Genomic DNA, 21002 nt, shown 5'->3' with positions numbered 1-21002 from the left:
TACAAGCACTTCTCCTATATCACCATCTGAAACACAAGTACCATCAACGGCATTGTAATGATTGCAAATATTGTAGTAATTACATTAATCGCACTCGCATACTGCGAATCATTTCCGTATACCTGACACATCTGTGTGACAGTTGAAGCAGACGGTGTAATAACAGAAAGAAATACAATCAGAAGAATCTTTGTACTATCCTGTCCCCAGGTCGCCAGTCCACTTATTTTCAGTATCAGAAGCGCAATCAGCGGAATTATGATCAGTCTCATAAATGCAATCCCATAGACTCTTCCACGTGAAAATATCTCTTTCAGATTCATTCCTGCGATCAGCATACCTGTAACAATCATGCTGGCTGGTCCAATCATGGAACCTACAGAACTAAGCGTATGGTTGACCAGTTCCGGAAGACGTATTCTGGTAACGAAAAGCACTACTCCCAGAAATACTGAGATCATGTTGATATTTAACACAATCTTTTTCCAGTCTGTTTTTTCTTCTTTCCCAAGCACGCTTTTACAGTGCGTCCAGATAAACACAAGCTGAACACACATAGCCACACATCCATATAACACCCATTTTTCGCCCAGCACATAAGTTACAATCGGCACGATCAAATTTCCCGTATTCGAATAGTAAATGGATGTTGTCTCTACTTCATTCATATGGAATACTCTTCCAATTCCCCAGACAATCAAAAGCAGCAATACCTGTAACAACGCGGATGCCACAAGTGCCAGAAACAGCCCTTTTACTTTATCATCTGTATACTCCACCTGAAATGCATTGATAATCACACATGGGATGATCAGATACAATACAATCTTAGAGATTACCTTACTGTCTTCATCTTTCAAGAGTCCTGTCTTCACAATGACATATCCCATGAAGATCATCAGAAAAAGTTCCAGGATCTGTTTCATCAATAATATGCTTATCTGCATGTTTGCCTCTTTTCTTGACTTTCTTTTACTCTTTTCTACTTAACCCGATTCATTATAGATGCTTTTCTGGATGAATACAATTGACGAAAAACACAAAAAAAATACATCAGATGCTGATTAATGTGCAACATCTGATGTACAATCTACCAATCCATTATTTTTCTTACGGAAAGATTCCCTTGATTTCTTCTGCATATACTAATTTTCGCAGAACCACAATCCAGATTATACCTGATGAACAAATCGCAGAAAAGCTTCTTTTCCCTCTTCATCTCTGCTGTATACGCCAGCCTGTTCAAGTACTTTTGCAAATATCAGTCCAGTCTCTTCCTGAACAATCGTCCATGCATTATCTTCTGTAATATCATAGCGAGCAGCAATATCATTCGCCCATTCCGCATGTACAGCTGTCAGCGGGTCTTTCGTCATATCTTCGCCCGATACAAGCTTATCCGCTACTGCTGCCAATTCTGTCTTAAGCCTGCCAGGAAGAATTGCCAGCCCCATCACCTCAATCAGACCAATATTCTCTTTTTTGATATGATGAAGCTCTGCATGTGGATGATACACTCCTAATGGATGCTCCGGTGTAGTCAGATTGTTCCTCAATACCAGGTCAAGTTCAAAGTCTTCTCCACGACGTCTTGCGATTGGAGTAATCGTATTGTGTGGCTCACCGTCTGTCTCTGCCAGGATCATAGCCTTCTCATCTGTATATCCGCGCCAGCTGAGAAGGATTCTGTCTGCCAGTTCTACCAGGCGCTCCGGAGCTTTCGCTGTAAGTCTTATAACGGACATTGGCCATTTCACAATTCCTGCCCTGACATCCTTATACCCATCAAAAATTATATCTGTCTCAATCGGCGCCCTCTCCATGGCAAATGTATAATGTCCTCCCTGGAAGTGATCATGTGCCAGAATAGAGCCACCTACAATAGGGAGATCCGCATTTGATCCCACAAAATAATGTGGAAACTGTCTTACGAAATCTAAAAGTTTCGCAAAACAAGCGCGGTCAATCTTCATCGGCGTGTGTTTCTCATTAAAGCAAATGCAATGTTCGTTATAATATACATATGGAGAATACTGCAGATACCAGGCTGTCCCATTAATCTCTATCGGAACGATACGATGATTCTGACGTGCCGGAAAATTCAGCCTTCCCGGATATCCTACATTCTCAACACAAAGCATACATTTCGGATAATCTGATGCAGGCTGCATCCTCGCAGCTGCTATAGCTTTTGGATCTTTCTCCGGCTTAGACAGATTAATCGATATATCCAGATCACCATACTCTGTAGCTGTCTTCCACCGGATGTCTTTTGCCACACGGTCTTTTCGAATATAATTTGTGTCCTGACTGAACTGATAATACCAGTCTGTCGCTTTCTGTGAAGATTCTTTCCGAAGCATCGCAAATCGGTCCATCACCTGCGACGGACGTGGGGTCAGGCACCCCATCAGCTTCGTATCCAGCAGATCCCGATATACAACCGAATTCTCTGTCAGTACTCCTCGCTCATATGCATCATCTAACAATACATCCAGAAGCTCTGTCAGATTTATTGTCTCATTTTCCTGCAGTTCTTCTAGTGAATAGGTATCTATTTCCAATACATCCAACAGGCTGTTCACTGCCCATATTTTTTCTTCCGGTCGAATCAATTCCTTATCCAACGCATACTCTGCCAGACCGGTAATAGCCTCATTTCTATTCATGACACGCCTCCTCTGTTTTCACCACATATTTTAAAGTACAATTCCGCCGGTCGGTCGTATATTCAACACGTGGCAGCATCCTTTTCTCAACATCAATTCCATTTTTTCACAGAATTCAGATACACTTTCCGTCGGAACAAATGCCTGGATTGTACCGGCAAATCCGCCTCCATGTACACGGCAGGCTCCCTTTCCATTCAATGCAATTTCTGCCGCTTCCAGTGCAATTGCCATATCCTGGGCTTCTACAGCTCCGGCAGGTGTAATATTCTGCAACAATTCCCAGGATGAACGTCCGGATTCTTTTACCAGCTGCAGGAATGCATCCCTGTCTCTTCGCTCCAGCGCATCTGCCTCTTCCACCGCTCTTCTGTCATCTGCATAAAAATGTAAGGCTCTGAGAACTGCCCTGTCTCCAACCGCTCTTCGAAGTTGCGGCATTGCTTTCAATACCTCTTCTTCCTGCACTTCACGAAGCACTTTTTTCCCAAAGAATGCAGCCACCTGTTCCATTTCCCGAGGAATAGATGCATACTCTCCGGTCAATGCCGCATGATCTGCGCCACAGTCAACAATACACAACGCAAGACCCAGTTCTTCCAGGTTCGCTGTAACTGAACGCACAATCGGTGCAGAAGGATCTGCAAAATCAATAGCCACTGCATCTCCCACAGAAGAAGCTGTCTGATCCATCAGCCCACTCGGTTTTCCAAAATACTGGTTTTCTGCCTTCTGTCCAATCTTTGCAAGAGTTACCGCATCCAGTTCATCCTGACAAAACAAATGATTGCCAGCCACTCCCAACAATATCTCACAAGCTGCTGAGGAAGACAGTCCCGAACCTGGCAGGACATTAGAAACAGCATACATATCAAATCCGCCTATTGTATATCCTGCTTTCGCGAGTTCTGCCATTACTCCCCGCACCAGAGATGCCGTCGTCTCTTTTTCCGCTTCCTGCTGCTTTAGATCTGACAGATCTACCGTCGTCATCGGCCAGCCCTCTGACTGGAAGTGAACAGTCTGAGTCCCATTCGGTGACACACATGCAAGGAAATCCAGATTCACTGCTGCCGCCAGAACATGTCCATGCTGATGATCCGTATGATTCCCACAGATTTCTGTACGTCCCGGAGCAGAACACAATGCTGCCAAAGTATCCTCTTTTACGCCAAATGTTTTTTCAAATCCATTCATGACTTCTGTCGCACGTGTCCTGTATGCGTTTATATCTTCACATCCGGTCTGCATCAATGACCGATCCATCTCCCCATTCTTCAACATTTTATATAGATCATTCCAAGTTCTCATAGCTTTCGTTCTCCTCTTTCTTTTATTTTTTCAGAAAATGCTCTCGGTTCGGATATTCCTCCCGGAACGCTGAAAGTGCTGCTCGTTGTAAAATGTAAAATTCCCTGTCCATATGAAACATGTGCGGAGTCTGAAATGCGATCGTGCTGATCTGCTCTGCAATTTTTTTAATCACTCCTTCATCCGACAACTGTCCCATACCAAAAACCAGTGAAGTAAACCCTCTTCCTTGACTGCTTACTTCCATGAATTTTAAAAACACATGTTTCAGTTCTTCCTGTAAGATTTCCCGGTATCTGTCCTCCTGTACTTCCGGACTATTCAGATACATATCTGCTGCGATCCTGGCAGCCTGTCGTTTCTTTTTCCCGCCAATATCAAGCGTACCGCCCTCAGCCAGATATTTTAACTCCATAAGACATCCAACATACGCATCTTTCTTCGGTTTTTTTCTGCCATATCTGGCAATCCACAGCTTTTTTCGAAATGCATCCTCTTCTGTTGGATTACTCTCAATATTCTCTTTCAGTAATACCAGACGTTTATCTGCATCCATCTCCCGGTAAAATTCATCTGTCCACGTTTTATCCATTCGCTTTACTCCGATCATCTGTCTAAAAACTCCTCCACATTGCTGCTGTCCACCTGCTGATACTGCGATACATAATATCTGCCTTCCTTCAGTTCCTTTCTCACCTGCTGTTCACCCTTGAACACTTCATATGCAAGCTTCGCAATCTGCAATGCCTGATCCTCTTTGTCGTTATACACGGTTCCCTGCATTTCCCCATCTTTAATTGCTTCCAGTGCATCATCCAACCCATCGATACCGAAAATAACCGGTCTCTGAGAAGGTTCATATCCTGCCTTTCGGTAAGCTTCTACGGCTCCCAATGCCATTTCATCATTATTAGAAAGGATCAATTCAATCCCTTCTCCATATTGACTGATCAGACGGTTCATTCTGTTTTCTGCCTGCCCTCTGTTCCAGTCAGCAAACTGATAACTGAGCTTTTCAAGAGATATGCCCGCATCCAGCACTGTTCTGACAGAATAGTCCGTTCTACTGATCGCATCCTGATGCCCTGCCTCTCCTTCCAGAAGCACATATTGTATCTTTCCATCCTGATTCTTATCTACTTCCGGATGATTCTTAATATATTCTGCTGCTGTCTCACCCTGCATGACACCTGACTGTTCAGCCTTGCATCCCACATAATACAGATATTCCCATTGCATCAGGTCTTCTTTAACCGGTTCCCGATTAAAGAAAACGATTGGGATATCATCCTGCTTTGCCAGTCGAATAATCTTTGCCGGAGCCGTTCTGTCTACCAGATTCACACACAGCACATCGCATCCGGCATCAATCATTTCTTCTATCGTTTCGTCCTGATTTTTCTGATCATTGTCTCCATTCTTAACAGAAACTATAACTTTCACATCTTTGGTACTCATAGCTTTCAGATCTTCTTTTAGCTTGTCCGTCAGTGCATTAATAAATGGATCATCCTGTGTATATGTCACCACACCAACCCGAAGTACTTCCCTGTCTGTCTGTATTCTCTGGTTCTGCCGACACCCTGTAACAGCAAATGACATTGTGCTCACAAGAACCAGTATACTTTGTGCCATCCTGCCTTTTTTACTCATAAGAATACAACAACCTTTCCATATCATCATCTGAAAACAGCTCTTCCCCATCAAGCTCTCTGACTCCTGTGTTACAGCTTTCCAACTGGTAGAATCTGTGATTCAATTTTTCAGCAATTTCCTCTACGCTCTTATAACCAATCTCATATCCATCAAGAAGTACAATATCTGTAATATATCCATAATCCAACAATGCGATAGATTTAACACTGCTGCCAATACCGTATATTTCTGCTCCGTAATAAGTGCCGTTTTCCGCCTGTTCCCCAAGTTCAACCAACGCATCGGGATCCAGTACAACCATCGCATCTACCTTCTCCTTCACACTCACCATTTCAGATGCCTTCTTTTCCTTTTGATTGTAATAGTACCAGGCAATCTCACAATCTGTGCCTTCCAGTGCATCATTCAGTCCTCTGACACCGTTGTCACTGATATCACTTTTTCTCCATCCAGCCACTACGCCAATTCGCCGTTGTCCATCTTCCTGCAAGTGCGCCGCCAATGTCTGACCAATTTCATAATAATCCGGCTTAATCACCGGCAGACCAGATGCTTTCTGCTCTTCATCATAGATATCTTCTGTGATCAGCAATATCGGTATGTCTGCACACTCATTCTCCAGCATTTCCTTTGTCTCACTTCCGGGCGACGGACATATAATAAATGCATCTACCTGATTATCCAACTGTTCTCTGATTGCTTCCCGCTCAACATCAGCATCCTCAATCTCATCTGTATTACAAATAATAAGATGAATCTTATTCAGACTTGCTGACTGTTTCATTCCTTCAATCAATGCATCCCAACGTTGATCTCCTGACTCCGGGAGAATGATTGCCACCCTTGGTTCTTCGACATTCTGATTAAATATCTTATATACAAAAAACAGCGTTAAAACAAAAAGAATCACCTCTGCTGCCATAAATCTGAATTTACTCTTCTTCATCCGGCATCCTCCTCTGTCCATATGTTTGCTTTTCTAATTGTTCCGCATTTTCTTTTGTATAAGGAATAGCCGGAATATGAATCACAACTTTCGTCCCTTCATCCAACTCACTGTATACTTCTAGTCCATATTCCGGACCAAACATAAGACTGATTCTGGAATGAACATTGATCACCCCTACCCCGGAACCATGTTTTGGAACTTTACTGTTATCTGTCAGAATATTACTCCTTATGTCTTCCGGCATACCCATTCCATTATCCTCTATGCTGATGTAAATATCTTCACCTTTCTTCTCTCCACGTATAAGGATCTGACCATCATCATCCTCATCCATATTACCTACTCCATAATATATTGCATTTTCCAGAAGCGGTTGAATCACCAGTTTTACAATACAGTAATTTTTAATCTCTTCATCTATCAGAAACTCTACCTTAAATCGTTCTTTATAGCGTACACGCTGAATATTCATATAACTTCTGCTGTGCTGCAATTCGTCTCCAATAGAGATAATCGTCTTTCCCCTGGATAAACTTACACGAAGAAGTTTTGCAAGCTCTGAGATCATCACAACCGCTTCTTTATTTCTCTGCGCCTCGATCATCCAGGTGATTGATTCCAATGTGTTATAGAGAAAATGTGGGTTAATCTGACTCTGAAGTGCATCCAGCTCACTTTTTCGTCTTTCTGTTTGCTGTTGAATAATCTCTTTCATCAGCGCTTCAATTTGTTCATATGATTTCTGTACCGAATATCCCAGATGACGAATTTCTGCCGATCCACCGATATAAATATCTGGCATTGCTCCGGCTTCATATGCCTTAACAGATTCATCTAACTCTCTGATCGGTCTGGATATCTTTCTGGAAATAAAACGGTTAACCTGAAGCAACATCATCACCAGAATGAGAATTGTTGTAATAATGTAATATCGGAATTTATTAATACTGGTTTCCTGCACACTCTCCGGCACCACACCGATCAGCTTCCAGCCCGTATACGCAACACTTCCCACTACTATATTCTCTTTCTGTCCGTCCGTCTTCATCTCATAGATTCCATCCTCATAAGATGCCGCTTTATTATTCTTTTCCTTAAAAAGTCCCCTGTTAATCTCCGTCCACCGGGGATGATAAATAATCTCTCCATCTCTGCTGCACAGATAATAATAGATTCCACTCGATGTCTCATTGATCCGCTCCAGCATATCTTCAAGTACCGAATATTTCATATCCACAAGCAACACACCGCTGCCTGATGTACTGCCATCATTAATATCCACCGAACGACTCAATGACACCACCCGATGATAGCGAAATGTTCCGTCATCAAACAGATTCTGAACATGCGGTGTGGAAAAGTGAATATTTTCTATCTCGGATCTGGCGTCCTGGTACCATTTCTGCTCGGCAACTTTAACATTATCCTTAACTGTCGCCACTGGTTCTGACTCAATCAGCATCCCATCATATCCATACAGGGCAAGGCTCTGAATCTTATCTACATTCGTTTCATACAGCATACTGAACTGCCTGGTAAATTCCTGACTGGAAATATCATATTCCTGCACAATATTATAATTTGCTGCATCCGAAATCTGTCGAAGATCCAGAAGTGATGAATTCAATCTGTCTATTGTACTTTCTACCGTCATTTCTGTATTCGCCACTGCGCTCTTATCCGATGCCAGTTTAAAACGATGATACAGCAGAAAACCCATAACCGTAACTGTTACAAGAGACAATGTCATCAGTACAGACAGAATAATCGACTGTATATTAAATTTGGCAAAGGTTTTCCTTATTCCGGAATCGTTCTTCATATCTTTCATTCTGTTCTGCCCTCATAGCCAGCTTATTTTTGCAGATACTTTGTTCTGTACTTGGACGGAGATACTCCGAATCTCTTTTTAAACACATAACTGAAATAATTAGCATCCGGATATCCGACTTTCTCCGCAATCGTATAACTCTTATCATTCGTATTTACCATCAGATCTGCCGCAATGTCCATTCTGTAATCTGTCAGATATGTAATAAATGGCTTGCCTGTCTCCTTTTTAAACACCGAGGAAAAATAGGAATTAGATACCCCAAGTACCGAACACACTTCATCCAGTGATATTTCTGCTTCCATATAGCGATTCTTAACCAGATTCTGTGCCTCTGTTACAAGCCTTCTGGATGTACTGTTCCTTGCCTTCTTTAACATATCACTAATCGTCATGGATACTTCTATCAGCCATGCCGCAAGTGTACTTTCATCCATCTCCGGTACTTTTTCATAGTTGCTCTGCATATCTTTGGATATTCCATTAAAATCTATTGAATTATTTACACAGAATCTGTAAAAGCCACTCACAATCTCCATTGTTGCCAAACGATACTGTTCGATCGTATCTGCGTTTTTATGCAATATCTCAATTTCTTTTTTAACCGCCTTTTCAATCTTTTCCTGATTACCTACATGCACTGCCCGAAATAATTCCTGCATCCGGGTCTCTTCTGCCTGTATGGTCAGATTCTGTTCCTTCGGCACAATCTCTCCGATACTGATCGCACGTTTCGTTCCATACAGAACTCTGTAAGACACCGCTTCCCGTGCACCTTCATAAGAAAGATGGATATGAAACAGACTATCACTTGTTCTTCCTATTCCTGCAGTTACAACTGCTCCCATAATCCGATATGCCCATCTGCAGAACCGGTCACACGCATCTGTTAATTCCGCAATTTTCTCTTCCATCTCCAGTTCCACGATTAGGAGTGTATTCCCCAGATATATAAATTCCTGACATTTCCATTCTGTCGCCAGGCGCTCCTTGATTTCCCGTTCAACTGACATTGACAAAAGCACAGGATCTACACCATCCGGCACATGAGTGCTGGATGTATGGAAGATCACACAGCAATACAGCGGACCCTGCATTTCCACTCGGTATGCAGAAAGAAATCTCTGATATTCCTGTTCGCTGATCCGACCTTCTATTAATGACACGAATAAATTTGAACGCAATGCAGGCAATACTTCCTTAAAATAATCTTCCAGCTTACGCACATTTAATTTTTCTTCACGCTCACGATCCAGGGTATCTTTCAACTTTGTCAGACCTGTGGATAATTCCGATGCATTGATCGGTTTCAGCATATATTCCTTAATCTCAAGGTGTACTGCTTCTTGCGCATATTCAAATTCATCAAACCCTGTACACAGCAGAATATAGATATTCGGATAGTCCTTATTCAATCTTCTTGCTAACTCCAGCCCATCCATATATGGCATCTTAATATCCGTCAACACCACATCCGGCTGAAGTTTTTCCACAAGTTCCAGTGCCTTCACTCCGTTTGTCGCACTGCCTACCACTTCAAATCCCAGTTCATCCCAATGGATTAATGCCTGCATCGCATCAATCACTTCCACTTCATCATCTACCAGGATCACTTTGTATTGTTCCATTCTAATACCCCTCTGTCACGCTCCGGACTTCTGTTATCATTATATCAGAAAATAATATGATACTAAACAATCATATCGTAAAAGCCGCCTTTTTCATCTCTATCCGACGAATAAAGGCGGCTTGCTCATTACTGTTTTTCTAATTATTTCTTCTGTACATATTTCAGACAGTCAAGCGTAACCGCTGCAAGAATAATAATTCCTTCAAAAATGAACTGAAGGTTGGTATCAATTCCAAGAATTGTCAAAGAGTATGTAAGTGATGTAAAGATCAGCACACCAGTTACTACACCTGAGATCTTACCGATACCACCGGTAAATGACACACCACCAACCACACAGGCTGCAATGGCATCCATATCCCATCCCTGTCCATAAGCTGCACTTCCTGAACCGATCATTCGGTTGCATTCCAGCCATGATCCACATCCATACAGAATACCAGCCAGAATGAATGCTCCCATTGTCACCTTGAATACAGAAATACCAGATACTGCTGCTGCCTCCGGATTTCCTCCTACTGCATACAGGTTCTTACCAAATGTTGTCTTATTCCAGATAAACCATACGACAAATACTGCTGCTGCAGCCCAAAGAATAATTGTCGGGAACTTACCGATCTGTGGAATAAAAATATTTGGAATAGCAGCATCAATTGCACCAAACGAAACACCCTTGGTAGCATAAGTTACGAGTCCAAAGATGATCAGCATATTTGCCATCGTCGAAATGAACGGATGCATCTTAAACCTTGCCATAAAAAATCCGGCGATCATCGCAAACATAGTTGTAAGGAAAATACATGTAGCTAATGCCAGTAATGCTTTCTGCACAGGTGCCATAGCAGAAAAGTCAAAAATGTGACCAAACACACTACCTGTATTAATACCGTTATGCATAATGATCGTTGCTGTAACCATACCCATACCAACCATACGTCCTACAGAAAGGTCCGTACCTGTCAGAAGAATCAGTCCTGCAACACCAAGAGCCAGGAACATACGCGGCGATGCCTGCTGTAAAATGTTCAGAATATTGGTTACTGTAAGCAGCTGAGCATTTTTCACCATCGGTGTAATGATACACAATGCAATAAAAATCATAATGATAACAATATACAGACCGTTTTTGTACAGGAACTGAGATACATTAAACGAATATTTATAGTTTTCCCAACTCTGGATACGTTTCTGTGCAAACGTGAATTTAGACATTCTCAGAAGGTCGATCAGATGGAACTTATGCATAAATGCATCATGTCTTCTGTCTTTGATCTCCTGGATTCTGGATTCATGTGCCATCTGAGCATCAAACAGTTTATTCTTATAATTATACTTTTCTGCTTTGATGTCTTCTGCATCTTTCAAACTATTCAGTCTCTGCTTATGTTCAGTCTGAAGATCCTGTTTCAGCTTATCATAATTACTGTTTTCTGCTTTCTTTTCTGCCTCACAGCTCTTTGCAACAATATCGTAATACTCGCTATTGTAATGCTTGGCAAGATAACTTTCTGCTTCTGCAATCAACCTGGTGACTTCCTGCTTATTAGCATTTTCTACTGATTTTGCTTTTTCCAGTTCTTGTTTATACTCAGCAATAAGTTTTGCCTGTTCTTCTTTTGATAAATTCTTGTTTTCTTTCGCAATTGCAATACAATTGCTGATATTATTAACCTGATCGGTTCCATCAACGCGAAGTGCGTCAATCTGATCCTGTATTTTACCAACGTATTCATCAATCGGCTGCAAAAGCTTTGCTTCTTCTTCAACCGAAAGAATTACACTGTTCTCTGCCATATTCACTGCTCCTCTCTATTATAAGTACATTGCACTGAGTCTCAATAATTCTTCCTGATCTGTCTCTTTGGTGTTAACGATTCCGGCCAGACGACCATTGGACATTACTCCAATACGGTTCGTAATTCCCAGAATCTCCGGCATCTCAGAAGAAACTACAATAATTGTTTTTCCCTGTTTTGCCATATTAATGATCAGTTCATAAATCTCATATTTTGCTCCTACATCGATTCCTCTGGTAGGATCATCCATCATAAATATACTCGGCGAACGTTCCAACCACTTTCCAAAGATAACCTTCTGCTGGTTTCCTCCGGAAAGACTTGAAATCATATCATCCGGTCCCATGCATTTTGTACGCATGATTCGGATCTTTTCTGCAGTTGCACGTACCATACGATCATGTGACAATGCAATTCCATTCTTATAATGATTCATATTTGAAATAGTCGTATTAAAGGTAAGGTCACCTTTCAGGAACAGACCATTTGCCTTTCTTTCCTCCGTAATCAATGCAAATCCATGATCCATTGCCTCCCTTGGAGAATTGAAATTCATGATTTTACCATTGTATATTACATTACCTTCTGCTCTGGTACGCATTCCAAATATAGTTTCCAGAAGTTCGGTTCTTCCGGCACCAACCAGACCATAAAAACCAAAAATCTCACCTTTTCTAATATCAAACGAAATGTTCTGAAGCTTTGGTGCATATTTCGTCGAGAGATTCTGTACAGAAAAAACTGTCTCTCCCGGTTCATTATCCACAGGTGGAAAACGGTTATCAAGAGAACGCCCAACCATGGCTGCGATCAGCTCATTCATATCTGTGTCCTTGCTATCTTTCGTCATAACCAGATTACCATCTCGCAATACTGATATCTCATCACAAATATCAAGTATCTCGTCCATTTTGTGAGAAATATAGATCAACGAAATTCCCTGTGCTTTCAATTGCCGCATCATCTTAAACAGCTTTTCCACTTCCGGTGCTGTCAGTGAAGATGTTGGCTCGTCCAGTACAATCACCTTTGAATTATAGGAAATCGCTTTTGCGATCTCACACATCTGACGCTGCGATACAGACATTTTCTTCATCGGCTGCGTCAGACTCACTGTAATTCCAAGCTTTCGGAACAACTTCGACGTTTCCTTTTTCATTCTTGCCTCGTCAACGATTCCGAATGAATTTTTCGGATATCGTCCAAGGAACATATTATCCACTACGCTTCTTTCCAGACACTGATTCAACTCCTGATGAACCATTGCCACCCCATTTTCAAGCGCATCCTTCGGACCTGAGAAATTAACTTCCCGTCCATCTAATATAATTGTCCCCTCATCTTTCTGATAGGTTCCAAATAGACATTTCATCATTGTCGATTTTCCGGCACCATTCTCACCCATAAGTCCCATGATAGATCCGGGTTTGACATTCAGGTCGATATGTTTCAGAACCTTATTCCTGCCGAATGATTTGCTCATGCCATTAATCGATAAGATGTACTTATTCTTATCCTCTGCCATAGCTCTGCTTCCTTTTCTTAGAGAAAGAAGGGCATCCAGCTCGACGCCCTTCTTTATTTCATTCATTTACTGTTTTACTTACTTCTTAGTTAGAAAGGATTGATGTATATGCTGCTGCGTTATCTGTCTTAACCATGTTAATTGCAAATGCATCATACTCTCCAGGATTACCAAGACGGTTTGTGATGTTAGACTCTGTCTGTCCATCTCCACCGATGTAATCTACAGTTAAGTTGAGAAGATCATCGTAGTTCTCAAGCAGTGGCTGATATGTAGAACTCAGGAAATTATCAGATGAGTTATAAATGTTCAGCCATACTTTCTTAGATGGGCTCTTCTCTGAATCCAGCTGCTTAGAAACCTTGTCATAAACCTTGGTAGAATCTGTAAAGTCTTTGTAGTTATCAGCTGTTACTGCAACATTCAATGCGTAGTAAGATCTGTCTTCTTCGCTGTATCTGTAATCTTCACCTTCTGTCAGGCAGTTACCAGCCTCATCAGCTGTACCGATACCTGTGTCAATATCTACTCCGTCAAGTGAGTTACGAAGAACTCTCAGTGTCAGATAAGCCTGAACATCTGCATGCTGTGAAATTGTTCCGCCGTATCCTTCGCCGATAGCTGCTACCGCATCACTGTTTGCATCATATCCAAATGTAGGAACTTTACTGTCTTTTGCCCATGCATTGAACATTGACATTCCCATACCATCATTGTTAGAAACAACAACATCAATCTCATCGCCAAATGATGCTGTCCATGTTCCGATTGCATTACCGGCTGTAGCTGCATCCCATGTTGCTCCTGCTGCGTTCTTCATTTCCTGAGAAGCCAACTCACGAATCGTAAATGTCTTTCCATCGATTTCAAGAGTTGCATCCTGAACAACTTTAGATGATCCGTCTACATTTGTTCCTGCCGGAGTAGAATCAACATCGCCATCAGCTTCTACGCCTGTACCAAGAGCTGAACGAACACCACGTGTACGTGCAATTGAATCATTATGTCCGATATCTCCGATCGCAAGTACGTAACCGATCACTCCGTCACCATTTCTGTCGATCTTGTCCGCATTAGCTTTGATATAATCTACAACCATCTGGCCCTGAAGTTCAGCACCCTGGTTAGCATCAAATCCTACATAATAAGTATCTTTGTTAAAGTTCAGTGCCTCCTGATCCAGTTCTCCGGTTGAGCTGTTGGATGGCTGACGGTTAAACCAGCACAGTGGTTTGTCTTTGTTGGCTGTGCTGCTCTCTGAAGAACTTGATGAATCAGATGAACCTGAAGATCCTGAAGATCCTGAAGATCCTCCACATCCTGCCAGAGATAATGCAAGCGTTGCTGCCAGCATTGTTGCAATTACTTTTCTTTTCATTTTTCTTTCCTCCCATTTGGTCGTTTTGTTCTATAAGCCCTTCGCTTAATTGATTAATTTAATTATAATAACGAACCCACCAGGAAAGAATAGAATATTTTTGGATTAATTATCAAAATTCTATTGTTTTTCTTAATATTTTTATATATTTTCAACATTTCCCCATTCAGTACATAATAAAAGACTATGCATTTTGGACCACTTTGCCATCTCGTCCGTCTGCATAGTCTTTTTACTTTTATTATTTATCGATCTCTCGTCTCCATCAGTATCACGGTACCTCCGGAATAGTCAATCACCGCTTCATCTTCGCCTTCTGCGATCTCATTGCTCACACAGAGACTGTCATATGGTGTCAGCGTATGGTCCCTGAGCGGATACTTTGCCCCGGTAATATTAAATCCATAGATAATCTCACCCAGCGGAAATACACTGAAATACGGACCGTACATATCTTCTCTACGGATATGTGTCTCGCCGCCAATCAGACGGATCCGATTCTGTGTATCCAGAATCTCCGCATAGATGCCTGCCTTATGTGAAATCATAAGAGTCTGTACATTTGCCCAGAAATGATCCAGTCTTCCACCTGTCGCCCCCAGAATGATCAGCTTACTACATCCCAGCGTCATACCAAGACGCACTGCAATCTCTGTATCCGTTGCATCCTTCACCGGATTAAACTCCCGGATCGGTACATCGTTCCGCTCCTTGTAATAGGTAACGATCTCCTCTGGCAGACTGTCAAAATCTCCTACGATATAATTCGGACGGATCTTGTGGTGATAGAGAAATTCTACGCCCCGATCTACACCGATCACACATGGTTCTTCATACTCCCTAAGCGTTTCAAATGCCAATGCCTCATCAAGAGTTCCCCCACTGACAATGATTGCACACTTACTCATAGTCTCTGAATATCTCCACAAATTTTCTTGTATTTTCAACAATGTTATCACCGAATACAGCAGAACCGGCTACCAGAATATTAGCTCCTGCATCCAGGATCTTACGGGCATTCTCAAACTTCACACCGCCATCAACCTGAATATCGATCTCTTTTCCGCTTTCTTCAATCATTTTTCTGGTCTCACGGATACGATCCAGTGATTCTTCCATGAACTTCTGTCCACCCGCACCCGGATGTACAGACATGATCAGTATCATATCTACATATTCCAGATATTCACGAATCTCTTCTACCGGTGTCTCAGGACAGATAGAAAGTCCTGCCATAATCCCAAGATCTTTAATCTCCGTCAACGTCTTGCGTACATCCGGACATGCCTCAAGATGTACCGTGATCAGATCTGCACCTGCCTCTTTAAATGCTTTCACATAACGAATTGGATCCTGCACCATAAGATGTGCATCCATCACCTGGTGTGTTGCCTTACGGATCGATTTCATAACCGGAATTCCGAAAGATATATTTGGCACAAACATACCATCCATAACGTCAAAGTGCAGGTAAGCTGCACCGCCTTCTTCTGTTTCTTTGATATCCTTACCAAGCTGTGTAAAATCTGCTGACAGAATGGAAGGAGCAATTACGTACTTCAATTCTAGTACCTCCTCTTTTCCTTTAGTTCTTTATATAATTCCAGATAATTCTGATATCTTACCTGGCTGATCTTACCTTCTTCCAGTGCACGCTTCACCGCACAGTCCGGTTCATGCACATGATCGCATCCATTGAATCTGCACTGTCCTTCATATGGTTCAAATTCCGGAAAATACTGTTTGAGTTCTTCTTTTTCAAAATCATTGGTATACAGCGAGCTGAATCCCGGAGTATCCATGATATATGTATTCTCATCTACTGTAATCAGCTCGGAATGTCTTGTAGTGTGCTTGCCGCGGTCAATCTTCTGGCTGATTGCCCCCGTCTCCATCTGTATCTCCTGCTGTAGACAATTGATCAACGAAGACTTACCCACACCGGATGGTCCCGCCACCGTCGTTGTCTTTCCTTCCAGCAGTTCTCTGATCTCGTCAATATTCTCTTCCATCCGTGCGCTGATAAATGCCACACGATATCCAGATGGCTCGTAAATCTCTCTGATCTCCTGCATCTCTTCCAATGAGGCCACATCTTGTTTATTAAAGCACAATACAACAGGTATATCCTTGCTTTCCATCATAACCAGAAAACGATCCAACAGATTAAAATGTGGGGCCGGCTTCTTTACTGCAAATACCACAAGTGCCTGATCCACATTGGCAACCGCCGGACGGATCAATTCATTCTTTCTTGGCAGTATCTCACGGATATTACCCAGTTTCGTCTCTTCATCCAGAATATCGATCTCTACATTATCACCAACCAGTGGTTTGGTGCCTTTTTTTCGAAAAATACCTTTTGCCTTACATTCGTAAATACCGAATTCTACTACGTGAACATAGTAGAATCCGGCAATACCTTTCACTATCTTACCCTGCATAATTACTGCTCATTTCCCATATTACCACCAGAAGCGGATGAACCGGTACTGATCACAAGACTCACTCCTGTGCCCTTAGACACTTCCGATCCGACACCAGGACTACAACTGATAACACATCCTGCTGCCACCGTATCACTGGAAATATATGTTGTATCTGATACAGTCAGTCCTGCATTGCTGATCATCTGTCGTGCACTCGCCTCTGATACATTGACCACATTCGGTACCGTCAGCTTCGTCTCCGGTTTCTTGCCAAGACTTACTACCAGACTGACACTGGTTCCCTTTTCCACCTTGCCGCTTGCCGGATCCTGACGGATAACCTGACCTTCTGAATAGTTCTCATTATACTCTGTCTCAACAGTAGACACTGTCAGACCTGCTCCTGTGATCGCACTCTTGGCTTCTGACTCTGTCTTACCGACCACATTCGGTACCGTAATTTTCTCAGAACCTTTGCTGACCTGCATGGTAATCTCTGTATCTTTGCTAACCTTAGTTCCTGCTTTCGGATTCGTGCCAATAACAGTACCCTGCTCTTCTTCACTATACACAGCTTCAGATTTAATATTGGTAAATCCTGCATTTTCCAGAGCTTTCTGTGCTGATGCTTCATCCTGTCCGGATACATCCGGGATTGTACCTTCTTCTGTCTTCTTTCCAGAGCTTACTACAATCTCTACATCATAGCCTTTCTTTACGCGTTTGCCCTCTTCCGGATTCTGTTCGATAACATATCCTTCGTCATATTTTTTAGACTCACGTCTGGCTGTAACCTTACACTTCAATCCGGATTCTTCCAGAATCTGTTTCGCTTCGCCTTCTGTCTTGCCTACAAGATTCGGCACCTTGATCTTATTCTCTGTATCAAGTGCCAGGATACCTTTATTAAACTTCAGGACACCTGTAGCCTTACCAACTACAACTCCCAATACCACAAGGATCAATACAGCTACTACGATCGTAAGAATCTTCATGATCTTATTCATGCGCGGGTTCACTTCATCACTGTCATGCTCCTCGTCTTCGTCATCGTAATCATCGTCATACTCATCATCATAACCGTCATCATAGCTATCATCATCGTAATCATCCGTGTCATCATAAGAATCACGGATATCATTCAACTCATCTTCTGTAATGATCACAGTATCTGCATTATTCTGTGGTATGATCTGTACAAAGTCGCCATCCGGATCTACTAATGCATGTTTCAGATCTTTGATAAGATCTTCCATATTATCATAACGTCTCTCTGAATTCTTCTGTGTACATTTTAAAATAATCTGTTCCAGACTGTACGGAATATCCGGCACTTCTTCCGATGGTGGCGTAATCTCTTCCTGCAGATGCTTCACAGCAACTTCTACAGCTGTCTCACCATCAAACGGCACATGACCTGTCACCATCTCATACAAGGTAATACCTACGGAATAGATATCACTCTTGGTATCTACATACCCGCCTCTTGCCTGCTCCGGCGAAGTATAATGTACGGATCCCATCGCAGAGGTGCTGACCGTCGCTGACGATGCAGCCTTGGCAATACCAAAGTCTGTCACCTTCACCTTGCCATCCTTGGAAATCATCACATTGTGCGGCTTGATATCCCGATGTACGATCTGTCGTTCATGTGCCGCCTCAATACCATTACACATCTGAATGGCGATGCTGATAACTTCCTTTGCAGACAGTCTGCCTTTTTTATCAATATATTCTTTTAACGTGATGCCGTCTACCAGTTCCATGACCATGTAGTACAGACCACGATCTTCCCCTACATCATATACATTAACAATATTCGGGTTCAGAAGCCCGGCTGCTGCCTGAGCCTCAGAGCGAAACTTCTTAACAAATGTCTCGTCTTCTCTGAATTCCTTCTTCAATACCTTGATCGCCACATAACGATTCAGCATATGGTCTTTGCCTTTGTAGACATCCGCCATACCGCCTGCGCCGATCTTCGTTAACACTTCATATCGCTTACCTAAATAAATGCTCACCACGTACTCTCCTCACTTGCAATCGGTTCGGCAAGTACCACTCCGATGTTATCTCTTCCTCCGTTGCTGTTCGCTCTGTCTATCAACATCTGAACAGCTTCGACAACATCCCGTGACCCCTTCACCAGTCCAAACATATCTTCGTCTTCTACCATGTTACTAAGTCCATCGGTACACATCAGAATCTTATCTCCCCTTTTGATCCTGAATTCATAAAAATCAGCTTCTGCTTCATCCTTCACCCCCATGGCTCTGGTAATAATATTCTTATCCGGATGATTCCTTGCATCTTCCGCTTTGATACCACCCAGACGTACCATCTCTTCTACCAGGGAATGATCCTTGGACAACTGCTTTATATTATCATCTATCAAATAGAGACGGCTGTCACCGATATTGGCAAAATACAGCGTATCACCGATCACCGTTGCAACTACAAGTGTCGTACCCATGCCTTCCAGCTTCACATCCCTCGATGCCACACGGATCAGCTCCCGATTGGCAACCTGTATCGCGTCATGCAGTACTTTCTCCGGCTTTCTGCTCCGGCTTCCTGCGATCTCACGCTTTACAACTTCTACTGTGAATTTGGATGCAAAATCACCCGCTTTGTGTCCTCCCATTCCATCGGCTACCACCAGCAGGTTTGGGAACGGACCAATCGGCTGCCCCATTGCATATACATAATCCTGATTCATTTCACGCCGTCTTCCGACATCAGTCATTGCATAATATTTCATCTAGTTCTCCTTTTTAGAAGTAATATGACGTCGTCTCAATTGACCGCAGGCCCCATCTATATCAGAACCGCGTTCTCTTCTTATTGTAACATTTATTCCACTATGTTCAAGTTTATTTTTGAATTCCTCCGCATTTTTGCGGCTAGGTTTCTGGAATGCGCGCTCTTTGATCGGATTCACCGGAATCAGATTCATATGACAATTCATATGTCCCAACATCTTAATCAGTCTTGCCGCATCCTCCGCTGTATCATTGACACCCTGCACCAGGCTGTATTCAAATGTGATGCGCCGTCCTGTCTTCTCAAAATACTCCTCACATGCCGCAAGTACCTCTGACAGATCATACTGATAAGCGATCGGCATCAGTTCCTGTCGTTTTTCCTGACTGGAACCATGTAGTGACAAAGCCAGTGTGATCTGCAGCTTTTCTTCTGCAAGCCGCTTAATATTAGGCACGATCCCACAGGTCGATGCTGTGATATTGCGCTGGCTGATATGCAGTCCATGTTCATCACTGACCATATGGATAAACTTCAGAAAATTATCATAGTTATCTAATGGCTCTCCGGTTCCCATGACTACGATATTGGATACCCGCTCTCCGCTGATTTTCTGAATTCGGTACACCTGTCCCAGCATCTCTGATGTAGTCAGATTTCGTACCTTCCCACCAATCGTCGAGGCACAGAACTTGCATCCCATCCGGCATCCGACCTGTGATGAAATGCAAACTGAATTGCCATAATTATATTTCATTAGTACACTCTCTACCACATTGCCGTCTTCCAGCTCAAAGAGGAACTTTTCCGTAGGATCCTTCTTCGATATCTGATGCTCCAGCATATCCACCTTGCGGATCACATACTGTGCTTCCAGCCTTTCCCGCAGGCTCCTGGAAAGATTGGTCATTTCCTGAAAGCTGTCTGCCAGCTTCACATGCAGCCATTCATAGATCTGTTTCCCCCGAAAGGCTTTTTCTCCAATTCTCGTCATTTCTTCCTGCAGTTCTTTATAATCCAAGGAACGTACATCTACTTTCTCGATTGTCTTTTCCATCGTCATTC

The 21002-nt window shown here is 42.6% G+C and carries 17 protein-coding genes; all 17 read right to left on the bottom strand.

Annotation, left to right across the window (positions count from 1 at the left end; translation table 11 throughout):
• Positions 1-14 precede the first annotated feature (14 nt).
• On the bottom strand, positions 15-947 hold the full coding sequence (locus tag DWZ93_RS09655) for an AEC family transporter (protein ID WP_118452768.1): 933 nt from the start codon (positions 945-947) through the stop codon (positions 15-17).
• 225 nt (positions 948-1172) lie between these two features.
• A complete protein-coding gene (galT, locus tag DWZ93_RS09650) occupies positions 1173-2669 on the bottom strand; it encodes a UDP-glucose--hexose-1-phosphate uridylyltransferase (RefSeq protein WP_118452767.1) in 1497 nt (498 codons plus the stop codon).
• Positions 2670-2699: 30 nt separating this feature from the next.
• A complete protein-coding gene (locus DWZ93_RS09645) occupies positions 2700-3980 on the bottom strand; it encodes a galactokinase (RefSeq protein ID WP_118452766.1) in 1281 nt (426 codons plus the stop codon).
• Between the two features lie 22 nt (positions 3981-4002).
• Positions 4003-4590 (bottom strand): DUF6553 family protein, encoded by a 588-nt coding sequence (locus DWZ93_RS09640; RefSeq protein WP_243007022.1) that lies wholly within the window; start codon positions 4588-4590, stop codon positions 4003-4005.
• Complete coding sequence (locus tag DWZ93_RS09635) at positions 4587-5663, bottom strand: galactose ABC transporter substrate-binding protein (protein WP_330421762.1); 1077 nt, start codon at positions 5661-5663, stop codon at positions 4587-4589. Before DWZ93_RS09635 ends, DWZ93_RS09640 begins: the two co-directional genes overlap by 4 nt.
• Positions 5626-6582, bottom strand: a complete 957-nt coding sequence (locus tag DWZ93_RS09630; RefSeq protein WP_118382810.1) for a substrate-binding domain-containing protein — start codon at positions 6580-6582, stop codon at positions 5626-5628. Before DWZ93_RS09630 ends, DWZ93_RS09635 begins: the two co-directional genes overlap by 38 nt.
• A complete protein-coding gene (locus DWZ93_RS09625) occupies positions 6569-8416 on the bottom strand; it encodes a cache domain-containing sensor histidine kinase (RefSeq protein ID WP_330421761.1) in 1848 nt (615 codons plus the stop codon). The genes DWZ93_RS09630 and DWZ93_RS09625 overlap by 14 nt, the downstream gene beginning before the upstream one ends.
• A gap of 23 nt (positions 8417-8439) precedes the next feature.
• Complete coding sequence (locus tag DWZ93_RS09620; RefSeq protein WP_118452765.1) at positions 8440-10044, bottom strand: response regulator; 1605 nt, start codon at positions 10042-10044, stop codon at positions 8440-8442.
• Between the two features lie 143 nt (positions 10045-10187).
• Positions 10188-11840 carry an ABC transporter permease subunit gene (locus tag DWZ93_RS09615; RefSeq protein ID WP_118452764.1) on the bottom strand — a complete coding sequence of 551 codons (1653 nt, stop codon included), beginning with the start codon at positions 11838-11840 and terminating at the stop codon, positions 10188-10190.
• Positions 11841-11858: 18 nt separating this feature from the next.
• Entirely contained in the window at positions 11859-13367 is a 1509-nt protein-coding gene (locus DWZ93_RS09610) for a sugar ABC transporter ATP-binding protein (RefSeq protein ID WP_118452763.1), read from the bottom strand.
• Between the two features lie 85 nt (positions 13368-13452).
• Positions 13453-14745, bottom strand: coding sequence for a substrate-binding domain-containing protein (locus tag DWZ93_RS09605; protein ID WP_118382815.1), 1293 nt, complete (start codon positions 14743-14745; stop codon positions 13453-13455).
• Positions 14746-14990: 245 nt separating this feature from the next.
• A complete protein-coding gene (locus DWZ93_RS09600) occupies positions 14991-15653 on the bottom strand; it encodes a thiamine diphosphokinase (RefSeq protein WP_118382816.1) in 663 nt (220 codons plus the stop codon).
• A complete protein-coding gene (rpe, locus tag DWZ93_RS09595; protein WP_118452762.1) occupies positions 15646-16308 on the bottom strand; it encodes a ribulose-phosphate 3-epimerase in 663 nt (220 codons plus the stop codon). The genes DWZ93_RS09600 and rpe overlap by 8 nt, the downstream gene beginning before the upstream one ends.
• 2 nt (positions 16309-16310) lie before the next feature.
• The gene (gene rsgA, locus DWZ93_RS09590; RefSeq protein ID WP_118452761.1) at positions 16311-17189 is read right to left on the bottom strand and encodes a ribosome small subunit-dependent GTPase A; all 879 of its coding nucleotides are present in this window, start codon (positions 17187-17189) and stop codon (positions 16311-16313) included.
• A gap of 2 nt (positions 17190-17191) precedes the next feature.
• On the bottom strand, positions 17192-19195 hold the full coding sequence (pknB, locus tag DWZ93_RS09585) for a Stk1 family PASTA domain-containing Ser/Thr kinase (RefSeq protein WP_279220013.1): 2004 nt from the start codon (positions 19193-19195) through the stop codon (positions 17192-17194).
• Complete coding sequence (locus DWZ93_RS09580; protein WP_118452760.1) at positions 19192-19935, bottom strand: Stp1/IreP family PP2C-type Ser/Thr phosphatase; 744 nt, start codon at positions 19933-19935, stop codon at positions 19192-19194. The genes pknB and DWZ93_RS09580 overlap by 4 nt, the downstream gene beginning before the upstream one ends.
• Complete coding sequence (gene rlmN / locus DWZ93_RS09575) at positions 19936-20994, bottom strand: 23S rRNA (adenine(2503)-C(2))-methyltransferase RlmN (protein ID WP_118452759.1); 1059 nt, start codon at positions 20992-20994, stop codon at positions 19936-19938.
• Positions 20995-21002 lie beyond the last annotated feature (8 nt).

The organism is Dorea sp. AF36-15AT (assembly GCF_003477705.1).
Taxonomy (GTDB): Bacteria; Bacillota; Clostridia; order Lachnospirales; family Lachnospiraceae; genus Claveliimonas; species Claveliimonas ammoniilytica.
The sequence above is the reverse complement of the archived record's forward strand: the minus strand, read 5'-3'. Positions and strand labels throughout refer to the sequence as shown.

Coding starts and splice junctions, on each gene's coding strand:
- DWZ93_RS09605 (WP_118382815.1), bottom strand. CDS start 14,745: ATGAAAAGAAAAGTAATTGCAACAATGCTGGCAGCAACGCTTGCATTA.
- DWZ93_RS09625 (WP_330421761.1), bottom strand. CDS start 8,416: ATGAAAGATATGAAGAACGATTCCGGAATAAGGAAAACCTTTGCCAAA.
- rlmN (WP_118452759.1), bottom strand. CDS start 20,994: ATGGAAAAGACAATCGAGAAAGTAGATGTACGTTCCTTGGATTATAAA.
- DWZ93_RS09610 (WP_118452763.1), bottom strand. CDS start 13,367: ATGGCAGAGGATAAGAATAAGTACATCTTATCGATTAATGGCATGAGC.
- rsgA (WP_118452761.1), bottom strand. CDS start 17,189: ATGCAGGGTAAGATAGTGAAAGGTATTGCCGGATTCTACTATGTTCAC.
- DWZ93_RS09645 (WP_118452766.1), bottom strand. CDS start 3,980: ATGAGAACTTGGAATGATCTATATAAAATGTTGAAGAATGGGGAGATG.
- DWZ93_RS09635 (WP_330421762.1), bottom strand. CDS start 5,663: ATGATGATATGGAAAGGTTGTTGTATTCTTATGAGTAAAAAAGGCAGG.
- DWZ93_RS09640 (WP_243007022.1), bottom strand. CDS start 4,590: ATGATCGGAGTAAAGCGAATGGATAAAACGTGGACAGATGAATTTTAC.
- DWZ93_RS09630 (WP_118382810.1), bottom strand. CDS start 6,582: ATGAAGAAGAGTAAATTCAGATTTATGGCAGCAGAGGTGATTCTTTTT.
- DWZ93_RS09615 (WP_118452764.1), bottom strand. CDS start 11,840: ATGGCAGAGAACAGTGTAATTCTTTCGGTTGAAGAAGAAGCAAAGCTT.
- DWZ93_RS09655 (WP_118452768.1), bottom strand. CDS start 947: ATGCAGATAAGCATATTATTGATGAAACAGATCCTGGAACTTTTTCTG.
- DWZ93_RS09580 (WP_118452760.1), bottom strand. CDS start 19,935: ATGAAATATTATGCAATGACTGATGTCGGAAGACGGCGTGAAATGAAT.
- DWZ93_RS09620 (WP_118452765.1), bottom strand. CDS start 10,044: ATGGAACAATACAAAGTGATCCTGGTAGATGATGAAGTGGAAGTGATT.
- DWZ93_RS09600 (WP_118382816.1), bottom strand. CDS start 15,653: ATGAGTAAGTGTGCAATCATTGTCAGTGGGGGAACTCTTGATGAGGCA.
- galT (WP_118452767.1), bottom strand. CDS start 2,669: ATGAATAGAAATGAGGCTATTACCGGTCTGGCAGAGTATGCGTTGGAT.